This is a genomic window from Agrobacterium vitis (genome assembly GCF_013426735.1).
GTDB classification, from domain to species: Bacteria; Pseudomonadota; Alphaproteobacteria; order Rhizobiales; family Rhizobiaceae; genus Allorhizobium; species Allorhizobium vitis_D.
Map to the genome: position 1 here is coordinate 343,984 of NZ_AP023273.1, position 23,249 is coordinate 367,232.

A 23,249-nucleotide genomic window follows, 5' to 3' on the forward strand; every position below is an offset into this window, starting at 1 on the left:
GTCAGTCTCCGGAAATGGCGTGTGCGGCGCGAATGCGGCAAGCGGCGTTCAACGCCCCTCTGATGATCGAATGATAGCCGGTGCAGCGGCAGAGATTGCCCTCCAGATCGGCGCGAATGTCCTTTTCCGCAGCCTGCGGGTTGTCGGCAAACAAGGCCACCAGCGCCAGCGAAAAGCCCGGCGCGCAATAGCCACATTGAAAGGCGTTTTCCTCTGCCAGCCCGGCGCGCACCGCCTGTCCCAGTGGATGTGAGGCCAGCCCTTCCGCCGTCAAAATATCGGCACCGTCGATCTGCCAGGCCATCAGTAGGCAAGCATTGGCAAGCCTGCCATCCAACAGCACACTACAAGCGCCGCAGCGGCCAATGGCGCAGGCTAGCTTGGTGGCGGTCAGATGCAGCTTGTCACGCAGGATTTCGGTGAGCCCCGTCTCCGGCTGGCACTCCACAGCGACCCTCTGGCCATTCAGTGTGAAGCCCAGGTTCATGCCGTCACCGAGAGATGTGCGAGAAGCGTTTCCGGCACGACAGGCATGACCGGTGGCCAATAGCCGGTGGCAGCCGCAATAGCATTGGCAATTGCCGGTGTGACTGCACCGATACCGAGTTCGCCGACCCCGCGCGGACCAAGCGCGTCGCCGGGGTCGAGATCCTCAAGTGCAAAGACATGCAGACCGAGCGGGGCATCCTGAATGCCGGGCAGCATATAAGTGTCGAAATTGCCGGTCAGATAGGCGGCCTCCTGCATCGGGCAATCCTCCGTCAGCGTGAAACCCAGTCCTTGCACCGCACCGCCCTCCAATTGACCGAGATAAGCGGCAAGATCGATGATCGGTCCGGCGGCAGAATGCTGGTGAAGATCAAGCACCCGCACTTCTCCCGTCACCCGGCTGACCGCGACACGCGCCAGCGACGCGCCGAAGGCAAAGACAAAGCGGGCATTGGCATCCATATAATCGGTCTTTGGAAAATCAAACGCCACCGTGACGCTTGGCAAATCCTTCTCCGGCAAGCTTGCGGCGAGATCAGCATAGGACAGCAAAATTGTGCCGCTATGGCTGCCCGGCTCCGCAAATCCGCCGGGTGCCAGAACGAGTTGTGCAGGGTCGCAGCCAAGCAGTCCTGCCGCCGCACGGCACATCCGTGTGCGAAATTCAGGAGCGGCCAGCCGCACCGAGGCCCAAACGACATGGCTGCCACGCGAGGCGGTGGTGGAGCCGGAATCCGGGGCCAGCCGCGTATCGCCAGTCAGCGGGAGCACATCTTGGCGCGCGCAACCTAATTCTGCGGAAATGGCCGCGCAGATTGCCGGTAAAAGCCCCTGCCCCATTTCGTCCAGCCCGAATGCACCTTCGATAAAACCCTGCTTCGTTAGCGCAAGCCTCCCCGCCGCTGGATCGGGAATGACCGATCCGAGGCCATTGCCCTGATAATTCAGCGCCATGCCGGTGCCAATCATCCACTCCTGATCCACACCGCAGCCCTGCGGCTTGCGCCAAAGCACGGAGGCCGTGGCTGCGGCCAGCATTTCTTCCAGTCGTTCGCTGCTCGATACCACCTGTCCCAGAGTGCCGGGAGTACCGGGCTGTCGCAGATTGCGCCTGCGAATCTCCAAAGGCGAAAGGCCGCAAAGAGTTGCCAGCCTGTCCATCTGACACTCGACGGCAAATGTCATCTGGTTGGCGCCAAACCCGCGAAAAGCGCCGCAAAGTCCGTTATTGGTATAGGCGAGACGGCCCCGCGTGGTGATATTGCCCACCACATAAGGGCCGATGGCATGTTCAAGCGCCGTTTCCAGAACGCTCGGGCCAAGCGATGCATACGCCCCCGCATCCGCCACAAGATCAACCTGCTGGGCCAGTAGAATACCTTGCGCGTCGCAGGCGGTTTTCATGCGGATCTTCATCGGGTGGCGCTTCTGTCCTGCAAGCATGGACTCCGCCCGCGACAAATGAAGCCTGACAGGCCGCCTTGCCTTCAGCGCCAGAAGCGCCAGCACCGGCTGGACAGAAAGCTCATCCTTGCCGCCGAAAGCACCGCCGGTCGGCGACGTCACCATCCGGATATCGTCTTCGTCCAAGCCAAGGATACGCGACAATTGCAGCCGGTCACGCCCGCCATGCTGGCCGCCAGCACACATGTTCAGCCGCCCATCCGGCTCGACAAAGGCATAGCCACCCTCGGTCTCCATGAAGCCATGCATCTGGCGGGGCGTGATATAGGTTTCTTCGACGACATGGGCGGCCTTGGCGAAACCCTGGACACTATCGCCACGGGTAAAGAGAATTTCCCGCTGGAGATTACCGCTTTCGTGCACCTGTTCCGCCTGCGGCTCCAGAGCCGCTTCCATATCATCCACCACAGGCAGTGGTTCGTAGTGGACGTCGATCAGCGCCAGCGCCTTTTGCGCCGTCTCGTCATCGACGGCCGCCACCGCTGCGACCGGATCGCCACGATGGCGCACCGTGTCGAAACAGAGCGCTGGCTGGTCCTGCACCACGATGCCAAAAGCATTCAGCCCCGGCACGTCAAGATGGGTGACAACCGCGATAACGCCCGGCAGTGCTTCTGCCGCCGCCGTCTCGATGGACAGGATCCGCGCATGGGCAATTCCGGCGCGCAGGATGCGGCCGACCAGCATGCCCTCCTTCCGATAATCGGTCAGATAGGCCAGTTCGCCCCGGATCTTCTGCTCCACATCCGGGCGAATATGCCAGCGATCTGGCATCCGCAGGCGCTCCAACGCCAGTTCACCTTCGGGCGGGCGGGCAAAGGCAATGGGCGGAGCGAGAGAAGCGGATGGCGCACGACCCGGCAGAAATCCACCAAGCCCGAAACACAGCATATTCGCGGCAATCAAGCGCCGATAGGCACCGGAGCGAAATCCATCGCCCGGGGCCTGGATCGTCTCCATCAAGGCGTGATGAACCCCGACCCAATCGATTCCGTCCTCGGCAACCCCAGCCGCAAGCGCTTCGGCATCATAAAGGCGAGCGGGCGGCACGATGCCGCCGCCGACGGCAAACCGCGCAGCATCGATACCGCGCTGCCCCGCCCGAAGACGACCAGCGACATTGATGACGCTCGGGCTGAAGGCAGCCCTCAAGCCGATCTTGCGAAAAATGAAACGCTCCCCAGCCTCCTGCGGCGCAATCAGGATGGCCGTAAGGATTGCGCCTGGCTGCGGCGGGAGCGCCAACCACTCCACCAAGGATATGGTGATAGGGTCTGACAGGGCGGCAAATTCCAGGATGGCATCAAGCACCAGGAGAGCTGGCAAGAGACAACCAGTGCGCCCAGCGATATTGCCCCCTAGGGTCGCCAAAGTGCGCACCCCAGGACTGGCCACCAGCTTTACGGCAGCGTGCAACAAGGGCAGAGCCGTAACGATCTCCTGCGAAGCCAGGAGATCGGCAAGCCGTGTCATCGCACCGATGCGGACATGCCCCCCGACCTGCGCAATGCCCGACAGCTCTGGAGAAAGCCCCGCAAGGCTGATCATCCGCTCCGGCTTCGCCAGACCCTTTGCCCATTCCAGTTGCAACGCCGTTGCTCCGGCGACGATGCGCGCGCCCGGCTGCTGCGCCTCAGCGATCGCCAGCTCCAACGTCTCCGGGGCCAGTACCTCCATCAGGCGGCTCCTGCGGTCGTGCCGAAGCGAAGGCCTTTTTCCTTCAGCCAGCGGCGATAGGCAATGGAGGAGGAATCGGCCCTTGTCGGAATTTCAGCCCGCGGCTCCAGCGGCAGCAGTAAAGGACGCTGGTTTTCGACAATGATCCGATCCTGAAGGAAGATCACTTGCTCGAAATTGAGCAATGCCGTGTGCGGCGAGACGGCATCGACCAGATACATCACCGGCTGGGCGCGGCAAAGTCCGTCTTCCATCGGCTGGATGAACAGGGCAATCGCATCCAACCGGTTCGGCGATGTGGGACAGACCCGGTAGAGCATCACCACGAAGGGCGATGGCACCCGGTAGGTCAATTGGACGAAATCGCCATCGCTTTCGGTTGCGGCAATACGCGGCTGGAAAAAGGTGCAATTGGTCGCCCAGACCTCATCCACATCGCGGCGGATTTCAGACAGATAGTGCGGCACTTCGGTATGTGGTTCGGAGCCGAGAATATCGGTATGCACGAAGGGAAAATGCGCCATATCGAGGAAATTCTCGACGACGCGCAGGCCCGATGCCCGCATCGTCACCCAACCGCACAGCACGAACCGGCGATCCGCCTCTTCTGCTTCCACGATATCGACAATGTCCTTCCCCGGTGTGCCAAGCGTGGTAAACAGGCAACCGTATTTCACCTGGAACGGTAGGGCCGGTCCATAGCAGCCGTCCGCGCCCACCTCTCGCACCAGCGGCGCACCATTCGCACCCAGCCGGTATTCGATCTCCTGGCCCAGCAGCCTTGTCCTCACCGGCTGGGTCGTGACATCCCCGGCAGTGGCGATCGCATACCAATCGTCAAGCGCGACCCGGTCGGTCGTCTTCATTTGACACCCTCCGCTTCGCTGATCCATTGCTTGGTGCCGCCGCCGTTTTCGGCAAGCCATGCGGCGCGGCGGGCAAAATGTGAAGGTGCCATGCCATGGATATCGGCAATGATCGCCTTGACGTCACCGGTCTTCAGCACGCCATCTTCCACGATCACCTGACCATCCACCATGGTCATGGCGACATCACCGCCGCGCACCGCGTGGACGAGATTGTGCTGCACATTGAAATAGGGACCCTCGGCAAACAGTGGTGTCATGCGCGGCGTATTGGTGCGCACGGCAATGATATCGGCGCGCTTTCCAACTTCGATGGAGCCGATTTCATCCTCAAGACCGATAGCCTTGGCGCCGAGAATGGTCGCCATGCGCAGACATTGCCAGCTATCCATAGCGGCGGCATCGCGGTGGCGCAGTTTGCCGAGCAGGGATGCGGTCTTCATTTCCTCGAACATGTCGAAATTGTTGTTTTCCTTTTCGCCATCCGTGCCAAGACCGACCGGAATGCCAGCGGCCAGCATATCGGCAATCGGTGCAATGCCGGAGGCGAGCTTCATGTTCGACACCGGATTATGGGCGACCGAGACATTGTATCTGGCAATCAATTCGATTTCAGCCTCATCCAGCCAGACGGCATGGGCCAGCATGGTGCGCGGCGTCTCGAAGAAGCCGAGATCCTCCAGAACATGCATGGGGCGCTTGCCATAGGTGTCGATAAAGCCGCCAACCTCGACTTCCGCTTCCGAACAATGGGTGTGAAAGCCGGTGTTATACTGTTTGGCCATGGCGATAGCCCGCTGCTGGCCAGCCGCATCGGCATAAAACAGATGTTCCAGACCGACCCAGACATTGATGCGGCCTCCCGCCTTGCGGTGCCAGGTCTCAATCATCGCCGCATTGTTGTCGAGCGTTTCGAAATAATTGTAATCGGGATGCTCACCAACATACGGAACAGCAACAAGGCGCGTGCCGATGGACTGTGCGGCCCGGGCGCTGCCATCCATATAGCGCCACATATCGACAACAGTCGTCGTGCCAGACAATGCGGATTCGGCGTAGCACAGAAAGGACGCCGCCTCGGCTTCATGCGGCAGAAGCGCGCGGTGCATCGGGTTTATATGGATGGTCAGCCAGTCCCAGACCGGCAGATGTTCCGCCGTGCCGCGCAGGAAGCCGGAATGGGCATGGGCGTTGATCAGCCCCGGCATCAGCAGGGCGTTGTCGATCTTCTTGACCGGCAGAGCCGGATGGCTGGCCTTCACTGTCTCCAGCGAACCGACCGCCAGGATACGACCCTCTTCGATAGCGACCGCGCCATCAGGGATGACGCTGTTTTTCGCATCCATGGTCAACAGAGTGTCGGCGGTGACGATCATTGCGCTCGAAGTCATGCTCATCTCCAGGGTCTTCCTTCTGCCCTTCAGGGCAAGCAAATTTCACGCCGCCTGCATCAGAAAGGCGGCGGCACGCTCACCAATCATCGTCACCGGCGCATGAGTATTGCAGGTTGGAATGATGGGAATGACCGAGGCATCGGCAATCGTCAGCCCGGCAAGGCCATGCACCCGCAACCGGCTATCCACCACCGCCATCTCATCACTGCCCATCTTGGCCGTACCAACAGGATGAAAGAAAGTGGAACAGCCATTGCGGATGAAATCCCGAAGACCGTCTCTTGAAAGTTTTGCGTCCGGCGCGGCAAAGCCATCAAACAGCCCGGCAAAAGCCGGTGTCTGCGCCAGCGCCATCACCGTCTCGACGGCCAGAAGTGTCGCATCCAGATCGTCAGGGTCTGCGAAATAATTCGGCTGGATCTCCAGCGGACCAAGAGGGTCGGCAGACAGTAGGCGCAGATACCCGATGCTTTTCGAGCGCATCAAGCCTGCCCCCATCGAAAACACCGGGCCGGACATGTCGTAGAGCGCGCGTAGCGCAGGCGTAGCGCTATTGCCCTGCACGGGAAAGGCATGCACATCCGGTTGACCAAGATGGGCCGACGATTTCCAGTTCATCATCGTGCCGCCGCCATTGTCGAGCACATCGCCCAGCGGCATTTTCGACCGGCAGACCACGGCCTGCACCAACGGGTGATCCTGAAGATTGCGTCCGACGCCGGGAAGGGCATGGATGAGCGGAATGCCCAGCCGTTTCAATTCCTCGGGATCACCAATGCCCGACAACATCAACAGGCGCGGCGTATCGAAAGCGCCCGCCGCCAGCACCACCTGACTTTGGGCAAGCGTCTCAACTGTCTTGCCTTCCACCAGATGGCGAATGCCCGTGCAGCGACCCTTTTCAACCATCAGGCCGATCACCTGTGAACCGGTCAGCACAGTCAGGCGCGGATGATCGAGGATCGGATAGAGATAACCCTCAGCCGAACTCCAGCGCTTGCCATCGACAATATTGAAATTCGAGGGGCAGGCGCCCTCATTGCTCGGCCCGTTCGGATCGTCAATCACGGGAATGCCGAGATCGGCAGCACCCTCCATCATCGCCCGGGCCACCGGATGGAGTGTCTTGCTGGTCGTGATCTTCAGGGGACCACCAGCACCACGCCAGCGGCTTTCGCCCCCTTCCCAATCCTCGGCCTTCTTGAAGAATGGTAACACATCCTCAAAGGACCAGCACTCGCAACCGGCGGCCTGCCAGGCGTTATAGTCATTAGGATGGCCACGATACCACATCATCGCGTTGATCGCCGAGGAGCCGCCCAGCACTTTGCCACGCGGAATACCAATCGTATGGCCGTTGACGCGAGAGGTGGGCGTATAATCATAGCCCCAATCCCAGCGTCCGCGCCCCAACGGCACCCATTGGCGGGGATCGTCAATCTCGGCCCTGCCGATTCCCGGCTCGCCCGCCTCAATCAGCAGGACGGTCGCATCCGTGCCATCGATCAGGCGGCGCACCACCGGCAAGCCACCGGAGCCAGCGCCGACGACGATATAGTCATAGGCTTTTTGCAGCGAGCGTTGTGGCAAGAGGGGCCGTGCTTCAGTCATCGTATTGGACATGGGGACACCGGCCTCAATTGTGCTCGCTCGGCCCCATGATGACGATGCCTTCTGAGGCCTCGACATGGCGCACGAAAATATATTTGTCCTCGCGTCCATCCGAATGCTTGCGCTTGATGTCCGGCTGCACGGTGCCTGCCACCTTGGCAACCAACACATAGGGAACATCCGCCTTCAGTCCCGCCTCGCAATGGGCCTCGAACTCTTCCAGCGTGCGGGCAGTAAAGGCATTGTCGATCCCGGCGCCGCGAGCAATGGCGGCAATATCCACCCGCCCGAAAGCCGTGTGGGTCGGCGGCCCGCCAATCGACTGGTAGCACTCATTGTCCCAGACGACGATGAACAGGTTTTTCGGTTGTTCATTGCCAAGGGTGGCGAGAATGCCGAGGTTGAACATCATGCCGCCATCGGTATCGAGCGAGATGATCCGGCGATGCGGAAGCCCGGCTGCCAGCCCAAAGGCCTGCGGCGTGACGCAGCCAAGCTGCTGCTGGAACAGGCTGGCCTGGCGCATATGCGGGGCGGCGTTGTACCATTCATCAACGGAGGCCCCGAGCGACAGGATGACAAGCTCGTTTTCCAGCCGTGCGGCCAGCAGCTTCATGCAATCATATCGCTTCATCGGACGATGCTCCCGCCAAGGGCGATGGCCGAGTGGTAGTAGGCATTGTAGGACCAGTTATAGGCATCGATAATCGATTGCTCGATTTCGTCTTCCTCGCGCACCACCCGGTAGGGAATGCGCAACGCATTCAGCACCGGCTCCATGGTGATGCCATGGGGAATGGCCCACCAGTTGTTTTCGCCGAGTTCGCCGCGATAGCTCATCAGCATGACGACCGGAATACCAGCCCCCAGCCCCATGCGGGCCAGCGGTTCAACGGAAGCCCGCAGACCAGAATTTTCCATGACCAGCGCCGCCCGCTTGCCGGAGAGAAACACGCCACCGCAGATTGCCGCCCCCTCACCCTCATTGGTGACACGGATGGTGCGGATCTCAGGATCGGCATCGAGTGCCGGATACAATTCCTTGAACAGCGAGTCGGGCAGGTAGCAAACGACGCTGACCCCGGCTTTCTTGAGGCCGCTGATGACGGCATCGACGGATGATGGTTTCATGGTGATCCCTCGTTTCCGTATGAGGTTCGCAAACCGAAAGTGTTTCGAATAGACGGCATTTTTCGACGTAAGTGATGCGCAAAAGGCAACATGTTACGATAGGTCTCGCGGCACGTGTGCTGCCGCCTGGGCAAGCTGTTCGACCGATTGCTCCAGCAGCCGTCCCAGCGCCGAGGCCGCATCCGACATCTCCTTGGCGGAGCGCGACAGCAACAGCAGCTTGCGGTTCGGCAAGCGGCTATCGGAAAGCGGCACAAACACCAGTGACCCCTCGGCCAGTTCCTGTTCCACGCCGACCCGGGTCTGCAAGACAAGGCCGAGATTGCGCCTCGCCAATTCCACCATCAGGCCGATGGAGTTGGTGCGTGAGCGGTGCGAGAGATCCACCAGCGACCGGTTTAAAGCCTCCTCTACCGAAGCGCCCAGCGTCAGGCTGGCATCCGAGAGGATCACCCGCAGATTGGCGAGATCAAACAGCTTGATTTCCGTGCGCTTGGCCATGTCACTGTCCGGCAAGGCCAGAACACCGATTGGCAGCGAGACGCTGGCAATACGACGCACGGTGCGCGGTACGCGCACGTCGAAAAGAACGGCGAGATCGCATTCGCCCTCGGCCACGGCATTGGCCGCCTGCTGCGAGGCCATGACCTTGACATCAACGGTTATGGCCGGATGCCTACTCCAGAATGCCTCCAGCGCCGCTGGCAAAAGGCCCCGCGCCACGCTTTCCACCACAGCCACCGAGACGGTGCCTCGATGCAGCCCGTGCAGATCGTTGATTTCGGCGCAGGCGCGGCTGAGTTCCGACAGCGACGCTTTGGCGTGATACAGCAGCAGCTCACCGGCGCTGGTCAGTTTCAGGCGCTGGCGCACCCGGTCAAACAGCGGCGTGCCGATTTCCTCTTCCAATTGACGCAGGATGCGGCTGACGGAAGAGGGTGCCACATTGAGGGCAAGGGCTGCCTGGCGGATCGAGCCCAGCCGCGCCACCAGCTGGAAATAATGGATGCGCGTTGCAACCAGGCCCAGCCGGTAGGCATCCATCACGCAACCTCAAAGGGCGGCACGATCACCATTTGCGGCACCGTCACCAGCCCCTTGTCGGTCATGCGGATTTCCGGGATTACCGACAGCGGGATCAGGTTGAACCCCATATAGGGAATGGTGCAGCCTGCCTTTTCCCACTCCACTTTCAGCGCCTGGACTTCGGCTGCCACTTCATGCACCCGCTTGTCGGACATCAGGCCCGCCACCGGCAGCGGCACCATGGCCGTCACCGTGCCGTCCTGCACCACACAGACCCCGCCCTGATGCGATTCAATGGCGCGCAAAGCCACCTGCATATCGGCCTCATTGGTACCGGCGATGATGATATTGTGGCTGTCATGACCGACGGAAGAGGCAACGGCACCGCTTTTCAGCGCGAAATTGGAAAGAAGCGCATGCGCCACATTGCCCGGCGATTTGCCGTGCCGTTCGATCACCGTCACGAAGCACAGGCCGTGGCGGGCAAAATGCGTTTCCCAGTCATTGGCTGGTTCCAGCTCGATCTTTTCATGTCCCAGGATAATACCCGGCAATTCGGTGCGGATCGTGTTGGCGATGACTTTGCTACTTGGCAGGTCCGGGGTCAGCTTCACAACCTCTGGCAGCTTGACCGTGTGATAAGCAGCATCGGGATAGCGCCAGCGGTTGGAAAGGGCGGCATCGAGAACAGGAGTTATCTTTTTGTGGTCAACCACCAGTTCGCCGCCATACCAGGTGCTGACCGGTTCAAGATCGTCATTCAGGAGCACCAGATCGGCCCGGCGACCGCCGCCCAACCCGCCGATCTCCCCGTCCATGCCAAATCGCGTTGCGCCATGCAGTGAGCCCATGGCCCAGGCCTGCTCCCGGCTCATGCCCGCACGCCGTGCCTCGCGCACCACCCAGTCGAGGCCGAAGGCCAGCAGGTCCTCGGCGTCGCGGTCGTCGGTGCACACAGCGATGCGCTTATGCGAAGCGCCAAGCTCCGTCACCGTGCGGATCGCCTCCGGCAGCGAATGCCAGGGCGTGGTTGGCGGGCCACCGCGCAGGAAAAGCCAGATCCCCGCCTCCAGCAGATCATCGGCAATGTCGCGGTCGATGGCTTCATGCGTATCCGTGACGCCGGATGCGGCATAGGCCGAGACGAATTCACGGCCATAGACATGGCCCGAAACCGGCCTGCCCCGGGAAAGCGCTGCGGCCAGAATGGCATGGGCGCGCTCATCCCCCATGGTGACGGGGACGAAATCCATCTTCTCACCCAGCGCCACCGCTTCCGGCCATGTGTCGAACAGGGCGGCGATCTTTTCCGCTGTCAGATCCCCGCCTGCCGTTTCCAGCTCCGGCGAGGTTGCAGGCACGGTCGAGGGAACGGTGAGGAAAATCGATAGCGGCGCATGGCGGGCGTCTTCCAACATCGCCTCGACACCGGCGACATCCATGACATTGCCGATTTCGTGGCTGTCGCAGAAAATCGTCGTTGTGCCGTTGAGAAGGGCTGCCTCGGCATAGGCGCAGGCTGTGACCATGCTGGATTCAATATGGATATGCGGATCGACCAGACCCGGTGCAAGAATACCGCCCTGCGCGTCGTAGCGTGGCACGCCCGAAGATTTCGAGCTGCCAGCCGGTTTGACGGCAGCGATCCGTCCGCCTGTGAGCCAGATTTCCCTGTTCGGCAAAATACGCTCGGAATAGGTAGAGAGAACGCGGGCACCGGTTATCACCAGATCCGGCGCGGCTCGCCCGGACGCCACATCAGCCAAGTGCCGTGTCATGCCCGCCAGCGGGGCAATGGAAAATCGGGTTAAAGCCATCGGCATAAACTCCTCTGATGGACAGAATGGCTAAGACCCTGCTTGCGTCCTGCCGTCACAGTCTGTTCAAGAATTGCTGCTGGCCTGGCGAAAATGGTGATTTCGAGAACCGGAACGGAGCGTACTTAATGTACGTGAGTAGCGGAAGCGAAGAAATTGCCATTTGCAGACGGCCAGCGGCGATTATTGGATAGACTGTTAGTGGTAATCAGGTATGCCCGGCATGGTCCGAAAGCCAGCAACGGTGCGAAATCGCCTTATCCATCGCCGCAACGCTGGAAATTCATCGTGATCGATGCCGTAGTCGCGGCTGAGGGCAAAGCTTGGAAACAAGGCGAGATCGGCAATGGTCGGCCCTGCCCCAGCGAACCATTCGCAGCCATCCATCTGGCGCAGCGTCATATGGTCGTCCATGATCCGGAACGCGGCGCGCGAGGACGCTTTCAACACCTCAAAATCACCCGGTCCGCCAAACAGCGCCACCCGCCGGGCCGTGACAGCACAGCCGAGCGGCGCGGCTGAAAACAGCGTCCATTGCATGACGCCGCCAAAGATAGCCGGATCGAGCGGCAGCCATGTGCCGGAGGGATCATAGACCCTGGCCAGATGGGCAAGAATGGCCTGCGTGCCGTAAAGCACCTGCTCGCCATCCTTCAGCACCGGAAGCTCCCCCAGCGGATTGAGCGCCAGCATTGCCGGGGACTGTTCCTCCCGGCCCGGCACCATATCGATGGCGAGGGTTTCATAGGCTACATCAAGACAGGACAGCAGCAGACGCACCCGGTAGCAGTTCTCGTCCAGATCGTAATTGTAAAGCGTGATCGCAGACATCAGGCCACCTGTGCCAAGGCGGAAGGTGCCTCAAGTGTCAGGCGTAGCGCCTCTGCCCAGCGGGCAAGCGCCGGTCTCAATGCCGCAGACCCTGCATCTGTCACCAGATGGAGGGCAAGCCTTCCGGCGGAGATCACTTGAACTGCAATCGCAACACGTAGATCACCAGCCACAAGCCGCCAGGCGTTGGCAGTAAGAATCTCGAAACTTGCAGGCAGAATTCCTTCTTTGGTGGGGAGTTGCGCTTCCTTCAGCACATTCATGGCCTGTTGCATGGTACAATCGGCATAAAGGCTACGCACGCTTAAGCCCACACCAAGATCCGGGATGATGGTCACGTCGGCACGATCGGCAAGCGCTGCCCAGATCACGCCATTGCGCTCCTCGGCGGCATAGGTCGTCACCCGGATGGTCTTCGGTACATCCAGATCGGGATGGGCCGGGATATGGGTGCATTGTCCCGCCGTATCATAGGACCATCCGTGGTAGAGACAGGCAATATGGTCGCCCCGCACGAAGCCAAAGCTCATCCGCATGCCGCGATGCGGACAGCGGTCTTCCCAGACATGCACGGTCCCCTTGGCATCGCGCCAGACGACGATTTCCGCACCATCAACGACAGCACCAGCCGAGGTTCCCGGCTCGATAGATGAAGACAGTGCCACTGGCACCCATGCTGTTTCAATGCTCATGACCCCTTCACCTTTCAAAAACTCCCTGTCTCGCACTCTCAAACCTGTGCCGTCATGAAAGCCGCCGGACATCGCGCACGATGCAGTCGGTCGGGCCAAGGCTACAGGCCATTTCAAACATATCGACCAAGGCCTCCTGCCCGATGACGCAAACCGCAACGCGGCTTTCGCTGCAAGCCTCGACATCAATGCCGATATCGAGCCTGCCAGCGCGATGGCGGGCAAAGTTCAGGAAACTGTGGCAGTTAAAATCTCCCTCGAACACCAGATTAACCGTCAGGCTCATCGCGGATCCACCATTGCTGGCACAGCATGTATTGACTCAACCTCAGGCTCAATCCTGCGCAATATTTCGTCTCCGATTGACCGTTTCAAACGCATAAGATTAAATCTTGTGCATGCCTGATTTTTATTCAGTCTAACGTCAGGAGAAGCAGGCTTACAAGCATTTTTTTCAGCCAAGATGTTGCCTTTGACGCATCATCTTGATCGATTTTTTTCGACTATGCGGAACACCAGCGATTTGAAAAGGTCAAAGCCGATTGGAATGGGGTTGAACATCAGCGCGATGAACAACCCAGCATGGATGACCGCGTCCGACCAAGACCGATGCTGATATGGATACCGAAGTGTCGGTCGTTGAATTTCGCCATCTGGCACGGTTGTTGCGTCAGAAAGCACGGCAGGTGGATGCGGATCGCCGCGTTCCAACCGGTAGAGTTCGACAAAACCAGTTCAACAAAAACATATGGGGGTTCCAATGATCGACCTGCGCAGCCTTTCCCGTCGCGGTTTTCTCAACATGGCGGCAGCCGGCAGCGCCTCGCTGGCGCTTCCCGGCATGGTGCGCTCTGCCGCAGCCGCAAGTGCCCTGCCTGCTATAAAGGAAGAGAATGCTGTGATCGGCTTCGGCCATGTCGGCCCGGTGACGGATGAAGGCTGGACCTGGTCGCACCATCAGGGTGTTCTCGCCGTCAAGGAAAAGTTCCCTAAGCTGAAGAAGATCCTCGAAGTCGAGAACGTGCCCTATTCGGCGGATGCCACCCGCACCTATCGGCAATTCGTGTCGGAAGGCGCGAACATGATTTTCGATACGTCGTCTACCGGCGACTTCCTGCATGACGTGGTGCGCCGCGCCAAGGACACCGCCTTCATGGAATGCAATGGCCATGTGACGATGGACAATCTCGGCTGGTATTATATGGCCCATTGGTATCCAACCTATGTGGTCGGCGTTGCCGCCGGGCATCTGTCGAAAACCGGCAAGCTCGGTTACGTCGCCTCCTTCCCGGTTGCCTCGGTCTATGCCTCGACCAATGCCTTCCTGATGGGCGCACGCACCGTCAACCCCAATGCCACCTGCCAGACCATCACCATCAATTCCTGGTTCGATCCGCAGGCCGCCGCCCAGGCTGGCACCGCGCTGATCGACAATGGCTGTGATTTCCTGTTCGGCATCATGGATGAAGCCGCCTATCTCCAAGTGGCCGAAAAACGCGGCGTCTGGGCTGCGATGTGGAACACCGACATCCGCCGCTATGGCCCCAATTCCTACGTGTCCTCGATCATTATCGACTTCAAGGAGTTCTATATCGATCAGGTCCGCAAGCGGCTGGCAGGCGAATGGTCGCCTTCGGAAAGCATCTTCGCCATGGGCGCAGGCGTTGACCGCGATAGCTGGGGCGCCAAGGTTCCCGCCGAAGTCGGCAAGGCGGCAGACGATATACGCACGAAAATCCTCGGCGGCTGGTCGCCGTTTGTCGGCGAATTGAAGGACGCCAAGGGTGCGGTGCGGGTGGCCAAGGGCCAGAAGATGACCGAACTCGAGCTTTATAATTGGGATTGGTCGGTGGAAGGCGTCACGGGGCTTTAAGGCACCCGACGAAATATAGAGGCCGGGCGATGATGCCCGGCCCTTCGCAGTCTCTCATGCCGGTGTGCCGAGAATGAATGAACATCCTGCGAAATTTGCAGTGCCGACGGGGGCAGCCCCTATCGTCCAGTTGAAAGGCATTGCCAAATATTTCCCCGGCGTCATCGCCAATCGCGATGTCGATCTTGAGGTCATGCCTGGTGAGATCCATGCGCTGCTGGGGGAAAATGGCGCTGGCAAATCGACGCTGATGAATATCCTGACCGGCATTTATCAGCCGGATGCGGGCGAGATCATCATCGAGGGCTATGCAAGGCAATTTACCGGACCGCAACAGGCGATTGCCGCAGGCATTGGCATGATCCATCAGCATTTCAAGCTGGTGAATGCCTTCACCGTTGCGGAAAACATTCATCTCGGCTGGAGTGAGACACCCCGCCGTGCCTCGGCCCTAGTTCTGGAGGAACGCACCGCAGAGCTCGCAGCCAGGTTCAACCTTCAGGTCAAGCCTTCGGCGCGGATAACAGAGCTTTCGACCGGCGAACAGCAGCGAGTGGAAATCCTGCGGGTACTGGCCCGCAAGGCCCGTGTGCTGATCCTCGATGAGCCGACTGCCGTGCTCACACCGCTTGAGGCGCGTGAACTGTTCAAGGCCTTGCGCGATTTCGCCTCCACCGGCAATGCGGTGATCTTCATCTCCCATAAGCTGGATGAAGTGCTGGAAATTTCCGACCGGGTGACGATCCTGCGCGGCGGGCAAAAGGTCGGCACCGAGCTTTCCGCCGATTGCAGCCCGGCCAAGCTGGCACGGCTGATGGTTGGGCGCGATATCGTGCTGGCCGATATGCGGGGCCGTCCGCAAGGGGGCGCCGCGCTATCGTCTGCTCCTGTCATGCGGGTCAGCACAGTGACGGCGCTGGACGATAGCGGACGGCAGGCCTTGCACGATATTTCCCTTGATCTGCGTGCAGGCGAAATCCTCGGGATTGCCGGGGTGGCAGGCAATGGTCAGCGTGAACTGTCGCAGGTCCTGACCGGCACGCGGCCCATTGCCTCCGGCATGATCGAGATCGACGGCGAAGCGGTTGGCCACGCGAATGCCGCCGATTTCGTGCGGCGCGGCATCGGTCATATCCCGGAAGACCGGCTCCAAAGCGGCTTGGCACCGGGGCTGTCGATCACCGTCAATGCTGTGATGCGCGAATATGGCAAACCGCCAGTCACCGTTGGCGGGCTGTTTCGTCCCTCCGCCGCCAAGGCACTGGCCCGCAGCATCGCCAGCGTCGCAGAGGTCGCCATCCCGGATTTCGCCATGCCGATCCGCAATCTGTCCGGTGGCAACCAGCAAAGGCTGGTGGCGCGGCGTGAAATACGGATCGCCACGAAAATCCTGGTCGCCGCCTATCCGAGCCGAGGGCTGGATGTCGGGGCGATCAATACCATGCTGCGCTATATCGTTGACCTGCGCAATGCAGGCGCAGGTATCCTGCTGATCTCGGAGGAGCTTGAAGAATTGCTGAACCTCTCCGACCGCATCGCCGTGCTCTATGAGGGGCGGATCATGGGCATCGTCGAGAATGACAGCACCGATATCGAGCAGATCGGCCTGATGATGGGCGGGCGACAGCTTCAGCCGGGCCAGTTGGCAGGAGGCACGCAGCATGGCTAGTCTTCGCCTGCAACGCTTCCCTTCAGCAACGCCCACTGCCGCCCTTGGCGCACGCGTGGCGGCTATCGCGCTGGCGCTGTTGATCGCGGGCGTCATTCTGGCTATCGCGGGCAAAAGCCCTGTTAACCTTGGCATTCAGGTGGTTTCGTCCTCGCTCGGCTCCAGCTTCGGCCTGGAAGATCTCGGCCTTCTGGTTATCCCGCTGATCCTGACCGGCCTTTCCGTCACGGTCGCGCAACAGATCGGCGCCTGGAATATCGGGGCGGAAGGGCAATTTTACGCAGGTGCCTTCGCCGCAAGCGCCGTAGGCCTTTTTGTACCGCTGCCGGAAGGCTGGAGCCTGGTGGCGATGTTTTTCGCCGGAGCGGTTGGCGGAAGCGTCTGGATCGTCATTCCCGCCCTTGCCCGTGCCTATGCCAATGTCAACGAGCTGATCACCACGCTGCTGCTGAATTTCGTTGCTATCCTGATGGTCTATTACGTCTCCACGGATGCCTGGCGCGAACGCGGCGGCGTCGCCAATTCTGCCACGCCGCGCATCAAGGCCGAAATGCCGGAATTCTGGGGCCTCGTGCATTGGGGCCTGCCGATTGCCGTGCTTCTCGCGCTGGCCATGGCGGCGCTGCTGGCCTTTACCCGCTGGGGTTATGAGGTGCGGCTGATCGGCTCCAATCCGCACGCCGGAGACTATGCGGGCATTGCCGCCCGCCGCCATCTGATCACCGTCATGCTGCTATCGGGGGCAATCGCCGGTCTGGCGGGCATGTTGGAAGTGGCCGGAACAGTGCATCGTCTTCAAGGCGGTATTTCCAACAATTACGGTTATCTCGGTATCATGGTCGCGGTGCTGGCGCGGGGTTCGTGTATCGGGGTTATCTTTGCGGGCGCGCTGATGGCCTTCATTCTCAATTCGGGCATTATCCTGCAAACGCAGGGACTGACCACTTCGACCGTACTGGCAATCACCGGCCTCATCCTCTTCCTGACGGCCATCGGCGACGAGATCTCCCATTACCGCATCGTCCGCGACAAGACCTGAAAGGACCCGCAATGGAACTGTTGACCGGACTTCTGACCACCGCCTTTCTGGCTGGCGGCGTCTTGGCGCTGGCGGCCATGGGCGAAGTGCTGGCCGAGCGGGTCGGTGTCGTCAATCTCGGTGTCGAAGGGCTGATCGCCATGGGAGCGATCACCGCTGTTGCCACCGTCACCGCCTTTCCGTCGCCCATCCTCGGCTTTTTGGCGGCGCTTGCCGTCGGTGCCTTGTTCGGCGTGGTGTTTGCCTTGGCGACGGTAACGATCAGGGCCAATCAGGTGCTTTGCGGGCTGGCATTGACCTTGATCGGCACCGGCCTTGCCCAGACGATTGGTAAATCCTATTCCGGCATGCCGGTCCCGGCGACATTCCAGGGCATCAAGATGCCGATCCTCTCGGAGATCCCCATCCTCGGACCGGCCTTTTTCAGCCAGAATATTCTCGTCTACCTGATCTACATCATCCTGCCGCTGGGCCTGTCCTTTCTGATGTTTCGCACCCGCCACGGGCTCAACATGCGCGCCGTTGGCGAAAATCCGGCGGCTGCCGATGCGGCGGGCATTCCGGTCCATCGCATCCGCTTTGCCTATGTCTGCGCGGGCGCGGCGCTTGCCTCAGGTGCGGGCGCCTATCTGGTTCTGGCTTTCGTGCCATCCTGGTCGGATGGCGTGGTGGCCGGGCGTGGCTGGATCGCCGTGGCGCTGGTGATCTTTGCCGGATACCGGCCCATTCCAGCCGCTCTATCCGGCCTGCTGTTCGGCTTTATCACCGCGCTTGGCTTCGTTGGACAGGCGCGCGGCTGGCCGATTGCTCCGGCCTTTTTGTCGATGCTTCCCTATGCCGGAACCATCGCCTTCATTATCGTGCCTGTGATCGCCTGGCAGCGCATGCGCCGGTTGATGGCGGCACCCGCCGCCCTTGGCCTGCCCTATTACCGCAGCCTTCGTTGACCAAGGATGCAGGGAGAAACCCAATGATGGCAATCGACAAAACAAGCCTCGATCAATGGTATCCCATCGATACCGAAACGCTCATTCCCTATGGCACATCCGCAAACCGGCTGCTGGGCATCGACCTCGTCGTAACCCGCACCCAGAACGGTGACGTGACTGTGAAAGCGCAAGAAAACAAGCTGCCAATCCGGCGGCGCTACGGCTATATCTGGACAACGCTCGGCACCCCGGACAAGGAGATTTTCCCCATTGAGGAAGCCGATGAACCGGACCGCCGCATCGTGCCCTGCGGTGCTGTCACCGTGAAGGCATCAGGCCTGCGGATTGTTGAAAACTTTCTCGACATGGCGCATTTTCCCTTCGTCCATACCGATATTCTCGGCTCCGAACCGCATACGGAAGTCGAGCATTATAATGTGGAAATCCGCCGCGATGTCGATGAGGTCTGGGCGACCAACTGCCAATTCTTCCAGCCACAGGCCGCCCTTTCCGCCACGGACGGGTTGATGACCCACTATATCTACCGGGTGATGACGCCGTTCACGACGCTGCTCTACAAGACCTGTCCGAATTCCGACAGCCGGTGGGATGTGATCTGCCTGTTCGTGCAACCCCTTGACCCGGATCGCTGCCGCGCCCATCCGATCATGTATCTGATCGACGACCAATCAACCACTGCCTCGCTGATCCAGTTCCAGCAGCTGATTTTCCTGCAAGACCGGATCATCCTTGAAAACCAGCGCCCGGTTCTCTTGCCGATGGAGCCACGCTCGGAAATTCCCACCCGGGCTGACGCCACCTCCATCGCCTATCGCCGATGGCTGAAGGAAAAGGGCGTGACCTATGGCACCTCGCTAAAGGCCGTTGCATGACCAATACCACGCACCAGCCATGAGCGATTTCAGGAACAGGGTGCTGATCGCCAGCGGTTTTCATGCGCCGGTGGCTGACGAAATCGATGTATTGACGGATTGCCTGATCGCTATTGATGCGGAGGGCATGATCCTCTCTGTGCAGCGCCCCGGCGATGAAGGATACGGATTGGTAAAAGCCGAAGCCGACCGCCAGGGCCGGCTTTCACGCCTGCCCGCGGGTTGTCTGCTCCTGCCGGGGCTAGTGGATTGCCATGTGCATGCGCCACAATATCCGCAGCTTGGCACAGCGCTGGATGTGCCGCTCGAAACCTGGCTGCATGCCCATACCTTCCCGCTGGAAGCCCGCTATGCGGATTTGGCCTATGCAAGGCGCGTCTATGGCCTGCTGGTCGATGATCTGCTGGCCAATGGAACGACGACGGCGCTGTATTTCGCCACCATTCACCAGGATGCGACCCGCGTGCTGGTCGATACCTGCCTTGAAAAAGGCCAGCGCGCCCTGATCGGCAAGGTCGCCATGGACAATGCAGAGCAATGCCCGGACTATTACCGGGACGCCTCACCGGACGCGGCTTTGCAGGGGACACAAGCGCTGATTGACTATGTCAGCACTCATCCCGACAACACGGCCTCCCGTGTCTGGCCGGTGGTGACGCCACGGTTCATTCCGGCCTGCACGGATGCGACGCTGGAAGGCTTGGGTGCGATGGCGCGGGACTGCGGCTGCCATGTGCAGACCCATTGCTCGGAAAGCGATTGGGAACACGCCTATGTGCTATCGCGCCACGGCATGACGGATGCGATGAGCCTTGATCGCTTCGGCCTTCTCACCCGCCGCAGCATGCTTGCCCATGCCAATCTGCTGACTGCTGATGATATGGACCTGATCAAGCTGCGACAGGCAGCGGTTGCGCATTGCCCGCTCTCCAACGGCTATTTCGCCGGAGCGGTCTTTCCCCTGCGGGCTGCCCTGGAAAAGGGCCTGAATGTCGGGCTGGGCAGCGATATTTCCGGCGGACCGAGCGCCTCGCTTCTGGACAATATGCGCGCCGCCATTCTCGTTTCCCGCATGCTGGAAACCGGCGTCGATCCGGGCCTCCTGCCGGAAAAGCGCGCAAGCGGTGCCAAGGCCCGCATCGACTTTTGCCACGCCTTCCATATCGCCACCGCAGGCGGCGGCAAGGCATTGGATTTGCCTATCGGCCAATTTGCCCCGGGTTATCGCTTCGATGCAATCATTGTTGATCCGCAGGCCGCCCAAGGCACGCTGCGGTTCTGCGAGAGTGATGAAATGACTGAGACCCTGCTCCAGAAAATCGTCTTTACTGCATCGCGTGCCAATATCTCTGCCGTGTTTATCGACGGATGCAAGGTGGCCTGATCAGCACGGAAAAGCGGCGACATAGCTGCTGCTGGAACCGAATGGGTTCTCGATAGTTTAGCCTGCCGTGCGAGCGTCCACCCCTATTCAATCAGGGATGATGAGAGAGCACGCTCGGCAGTTTTACCCCGGAAAGACAAGAATGCCTGATATCGCCGAACAGGAAGCCGCCCAGGAGGCGCAGCCGTCCAACGCCATGTCGGAGGAAGACAAGCAGGATATCGGCGAGCGAGGGTCCGGGTCGGCCAAGGTGGTTCATGAAGTCGTTCGCCTGCAAGGCGACGAGGAACTGGGCCGCCCGCTTCAGTCCCTGCTTTTTTCAGGCTTCGCTGCCGGTGTGGCAATCTGTACATCGCTGCTGGCGGAGGCCTTTCTGCACGTGCGGCTTCCCGACATGCCTTGGCGGGAGCTGATCGTTTCCCTTGGCTATACGGTCGGCTTCGTGATCGTCATTCTGGGCAATCTGCAACTGTTTACCGAAACGACCGTTACCGCCGTGCTTCCTATCGCCGCCCACCCGACACGTCGCAACTTTTATCGGCTTCTTCGCCTATGGGTGACGGTCCTCGCGGCCAATCTGCTCGGAACATTTTTCATAGCAGTGCTCATGGAAAAACAACTGATAATCGGCGCTGAACAGCGGGAGGCGATACTGGATATTTCCAGAGCGATCCTTGGGCATGATTTTGCAACGACATTGCTGCTTGCCACGCCTGCGGGCTTTCTGATTGCCTCTATCGCGTGGATTCTCCCCAATGCCAAAGGCAATGAGTTCTGGGTCATCGTGATGATTACCTATACAGTCGCGCTCGGCGGATTCAGCCATGTCGTCGCCGGGTCCGGGGAGGCGTGGCTGCTGATGCTGGCGGGCGAAACAAGCGTCTGGGGTGCAATTGGCGGCTTTATCCTACCCACACTGATCGGCAATATCATCGGCGGCACCGGACTGTTCGCCGTTGTTGCCCATTGCCAGGTCCGCGATGAACTCAAGCCGGATTGATGTGGAAATCCGTTTTCAGGCAGGCAGGCGCATTTCGCTTGGAAGATCCTGCGGGGAAAACAGCGCATTGTGAAGCTGGTTGAGCGCGATGGCCACCGCGCCAACCAAGGTGGCGCGGGACGCAAGCGTGCTCGCCTCAAGCGAGATATTGCTGCGGGTCGAGGTTGCCAGCGCCTCCTTGACCATGCGCACCATCAACGGATTGCGACCGACATTGCCGCCGAGAATGATCTTACCCGGATCGAGCATGGCGTGAACCGAAACCACCAGCAAAGCGGCCAGCCGAGCGGTTTCCTGCACGGTCGCCAGCGCCTTTGCTTCACCGTTTTCGGCAGATTCGAGAATGTCACGCACAGTGAGACCCACGTCTCCGGGGTTGCCATAGCGCTCCAGAATGCCGCGGGCACCAATGGCGCATTCGAGTGCGCCGCGCTCCAGACTTTCCGAGTTGTACGGATCGGCTCCGAACGGTAGATAGCCGATTTCGCCTGCCGCTCCTTTAGCCCCGCGCATCAACTTGCCATTGAAGAGGACGCCAAGGCCAATACCGGTTCCCAGCGACACGAACGCAACCGAATCCAGACCGACGCCGCTGCCTTTCCAGCTTTCGCCAATCACCGCCGCATTGACATCGTTTTCGATGATCACATCGCAGCGGAAAATGCCCTGCAAGGCCTTGATCACATCGAGACTGCCAATTTCTGACAGGTTCGGCGCCAGCGAAAGCCGACCGGTTTCAGGATCGATGACGCCAGGCATGGCCACGGCGGCCAACAGAACCTTGCTGCGGGAAACCCTCGCCTTTTTAAGCGACGCTTCGACAATCCCGCTGACATGCGACAGAAGGGCCTCCCCACCACGCTCTCCGGCCGGCTTCTCGGCCTCCTGCACAATTGTCCCTGCAATATCGGCAATCGCCACCCGAATGGTCGTTGCACCGATATCCATACCGATGACAAAACCTGCATCCGGTGCGACTTCATAGGTCACGGCACTGCGCCCGACCTTGCCGGACACGATTCCCTTGACCCGGACCCAGCCCGCCGTCTCAAGTGTGCGGATAACCTCGGACATGGTCTGTTTCGACAATCCGGTCTTTTTTGCCAGATCGGCCCGCGAGGTCGGGCCTTGGTGCAGAAGGATGTCCATGGCGGCGCGAACGGAGATCTGGCGTAACATCGGCGGTGTGCTTGTCCACAGATTCATCCGCAATCACCTCATCCTATCGACAACAGACATGTTGAAATATTGATGGCACGTATCGCACGACCGGGTCACGGACGCAAATAGTTCGTCCCCATGACGAATTATCTCGCCCTGCCACAATTCGTCCTCACCCCGTTGATACGCGAGAACAGGAGCACGATCAATGCCACCGCAAATTGCCGGAGGAAAATGCAACCTGCACCAGCATAGGATTTTTTTATCGCCGCGATCGAGTTCCCCGTGTTCAAGACTTTTCTT

The 23,249-nt window shown here is 60.2% G+C and carries 20 protein-coding genes; 7 read left to right on the forward strand and 13 right to left on the reverse strand.

What is annotated here, in order from left to right; translation table 11 throughout:
• Nucleotide 1 precedes the first annotated feature (1 nt).
• The 12 genes from H1Y61_RS18900 to H1Y61_RS18955 all read right to left on the reverse strand — a co-directional run bounded on the left by H1Y61_RS18900 (nucleotide 2) and on the right by H1Y61_RS18955 (nucleotide 13,284).
• Entirely contained in the window at nucleotides 2–487 is a 486-nt protein-coding gene (locus H1Y61_RS18900; RefSeq protein ID WP_180575045.1) for a (2Fe-2S)-binding protein, read from the reverse strand.
• Entirely contained in the window at nucleotides 484–3,630 is a 3,147-nt protein-coding gene (locus tag H1Y61_RS18905) for a molybdopterin cofactor-binding domain-containing protein (RefSeq protein ID WP_180575046.1), read from the reverse strand. The genes H1Y61_RS18900 and H1Y61_RS18905 overlap by 4 nt, the downstream gene beginning before the upstream one ends.
• A complete protein-coding gene (locus H1Y61_RS18910) occupies nucleotides 3,630–4,496 on the reverse strand; it encodes an aromatic ring-hydroxylating dioxygenase subunit alpha (RefSeq protein WP_180575047.1) in 867 nt (288 codons plus the stop codon). The genes H1Y61_RS18905 and H1Y61_RS18910 overlap by 1 nt, the downstream gene beginning before the upstream one ends.
• A complete protein-coding gene (locus H1Y61_RS18915; protein WP_235680939.1) occupies nucleotides 4,493–5,887 on the reverse strand; it encodes an amidohydrolase family protein in 1,395 nt (464 codons plus the stop codon). The genes H1Y61_RS18910 and H1Y61_RS18915 overlap by 4 nt, the downstream gene beginning before the upstream one ends.
• A gap of 45 nt (nucleotides 5,888–5,932) precedes the next feature.
• Complete coding sequence (locus H1Y61_RS18920) at nucleotides 5,933–7,513, reverse strand: GMC family oxidoreductase (protein ID WP_235680940.1); 1,581 nt, start codon at nucleotides 7,511–7,513, stop codon at nucleotides 5,933–5,935.
• Between the two features lie 13 nt (nucleotides 7,514–7,526).
• Nucleotides 7,527–8,135 carry a thiamine pyrophosphate-dependent enzyme gene (locus tag H1Y61_RS18925; protein WP_180575049.1) on the reverse strand — a complete coding sequence of 203 codons (609 nt, stop codon included), beginning with the start codon at nucleotides 8,133–8,135 and terminating at the stop codon, nucleotides 7,527–7,529.
• Nucleotides 8,132–8,632 (reverse strand): thiamine pyrophosphate-binding protein, encoded by a 501-nt coding sequence (locus tag H1Y61_RS18930; protein WP_180575050.1) that lies wholly within the window; start codon nucleotides 8,630–8,632, stop codon nucleotides 8,132–8,134. The genes H1Y61_RS18925 and H1Y61_RS18930 overlap by 4 nt, the downstream gene beginning before the upstream one ends.
• Before the next feature lie 93 nt (nucleotides 8,633–8,725).
• Nucleotides 8,726–9,676, reverse strand: a complete 951-nt coding sequence (locus H1Y61_RS18935) for a LysR family transcriptional regulator (protein WP_180575210.1) — start codon at nucleotides 9,674–9,676, stop codon at nucleotides 8,726–8,728.
• A complete protein-coding gene (locus H1Y61_RS18940; protein ID WP_180575051.1) occupies nucleotides 9,676–11,475 on the reverse strand; it encodes an adenine deaminase in 1,800 nt (599 codons plus the stop codon). The genes H1Y61_RS18935 and H1Y61_RS18940 overlap by 1 nt, the downstream gene beginning before the upstream one ends.
• A 198-nt stretch (nucleotides 11,476–11,673) precedes the next feature.
• Nucleotides 11,674–12,306: a glutathione S-transferase family protein gene (locus tag H1Y61_RS18945; protein WP_180575052.1), complete on the reverse strand. Its 633-nt coding sequence runs from the start codon at nucleotides 12,304–12,306 to the stop codon at nucleotides 11,674–11,676.
• Nucleotides 12,306–12,998, reverse strand: a complete 693-nt coding sequence (locus tag H1Y61_RS18950; RefSeq protein ID WP_180575053.1) for a Rieske (2Fe-2S) protein — start codon at nucleotides 12,996–12,998, stop codon at nucleotides 12,306–12,308. The genes H1Y61_RS18945 and H1Y61_RS18950 overlap by 1 nt, the downstream gene beginning before the upstream one ends.
• A gap of 52 nt (nucleotides 12,999–13,050) precedes the next feature.
• Nucleotides 13,051–13,284 (reverse strand): hypothetical protein, encoded by a 234-nt coding sequence (locus H1Y61_RS18955; protein ID WP_180575054.1) that lies wholly within the window; start codon nucleotides 13,282–13,284, stop codon nucleotides 13,051–13,053.
• 474 nt (nucleotides 13,285–13,758) lie between these two features.
• Between H1Y61_RS18955 and H1Y61_RS18960 the strand changes: the two genes are divergently transcribed.
• From H1Y61_RS18960 to H1Y61_RS18990, 7 genes are all read left to right on the forward strand, one after another.
• Nucleotides 13,759–14,871 (forward strand): BMP family ABC transporter substrate-binding protein, encoded by a 1,113-nt coding sequence (locus H1Y61_RS18960; RefSeq protein ID WP_180575055.1) that lies wholly within the window; start codon nucleotides 13,759–13,761, stop codon nucleotides 14,869–14,871.
• Between the two features lie 73 nt (nucleotides 14,872–14,944).
• Nucleotides 14,945–16,540 (forward strand): ABC transporter ATP-binding protein, encoded by a 1,596-nt coding sequence (locus H1Y61_RS18965; RefSeq protein WP_180575056.1) that lies wholly within the window; start codon nucleotides 14,945–14,947, stop codon nucleotides 16,538–16,540.
• Nucleotides 16,533–17,579, forward strand: coding sequence for an ABC transporter permease (locus tag H1Y61_RS18970; protein ID WP_180575057.1), 1,047 nt, complete (start codon nucleotides 16,533–16,535; stop codon nucleotides 17,577–17,579). The genes H1Y61_RS18965 and H1Y61_RS18970 overlap by 8 nt, the downstream gene beginning before the upstream one ends.
• Before the next feature lie 11 nt (nucleotides 17,580–17,590).
• Nucleotides 17,591–18,526, forward strand: coding sequence for an ABC transporter permease (locus tag H1Y61_RS18975; protein WP_180575058.1), 936 nt, complete (start codon nucleotides 17,591–17,593; stop codon nucleotides 18,524–18,526).
• 23 nt (nucleotides 18,527–18,549) lie between these two features.
• Nucleotides 18,550–19,401 (forward strand): aromatic ring-hydroxylating oxygenase subunit alpha, encoded by an 852-nt coding sequence (locus tag H1Y61_RS18980; protein WP_180575059.1) that lies wholly within the window; start codon nucleotides 18,550–18,552, stop codon nucleotides 19,399–19,401.
• 19 nt (nucleotides 19,402–19,420) lie between these two features.
• Nucleotides 19,421–20,785: a guanine deaminase gene (guaD, locus tag H1Y61_RS18985; RefSeq protein WP_180575060.1), complete on the forward strand. Its 1,365-nt coding sequence runs from the start codon at nucleotides 19,421–19,423 to the stop codon at nucleotides 20,783–20,785.
• Between the two features lie 142 nt (nucleotides 20,786–20,927).
• Nucleotides 20,928–21,785 (forward strand): formate/nitrite transporter family protein, encoded by an 858-nt coding sequence (locus tag H1Y61_RS18990; protein ID WP_235680941.1) that lies wholly within the window; start codon nucleotides 20,928–20,930, stop codon nucleotides 21,783–21,785.
• A gap of 15 nt (nucleotides 21,786–21,800) precedes the next feature.
• Here the strand turns inward: H1Y61_RS18990 and H1Y61_RS18995 are convergent, their stop codons facing one another.
• On the reverse strand, nucleotides 21,801–22,991 hold the full coding sequence (locus tag H1Y61_RS18995; protein WP_180575061.1) for an ROK family transcriptional regulator: 1,191 nt from the start codon (nucleotides 22,989–22,991) through the stop codon (nucleotides 21,801–21,803).
• Nucleotides 22,992–23,249 lie beyond the last annotated feature (258 nt).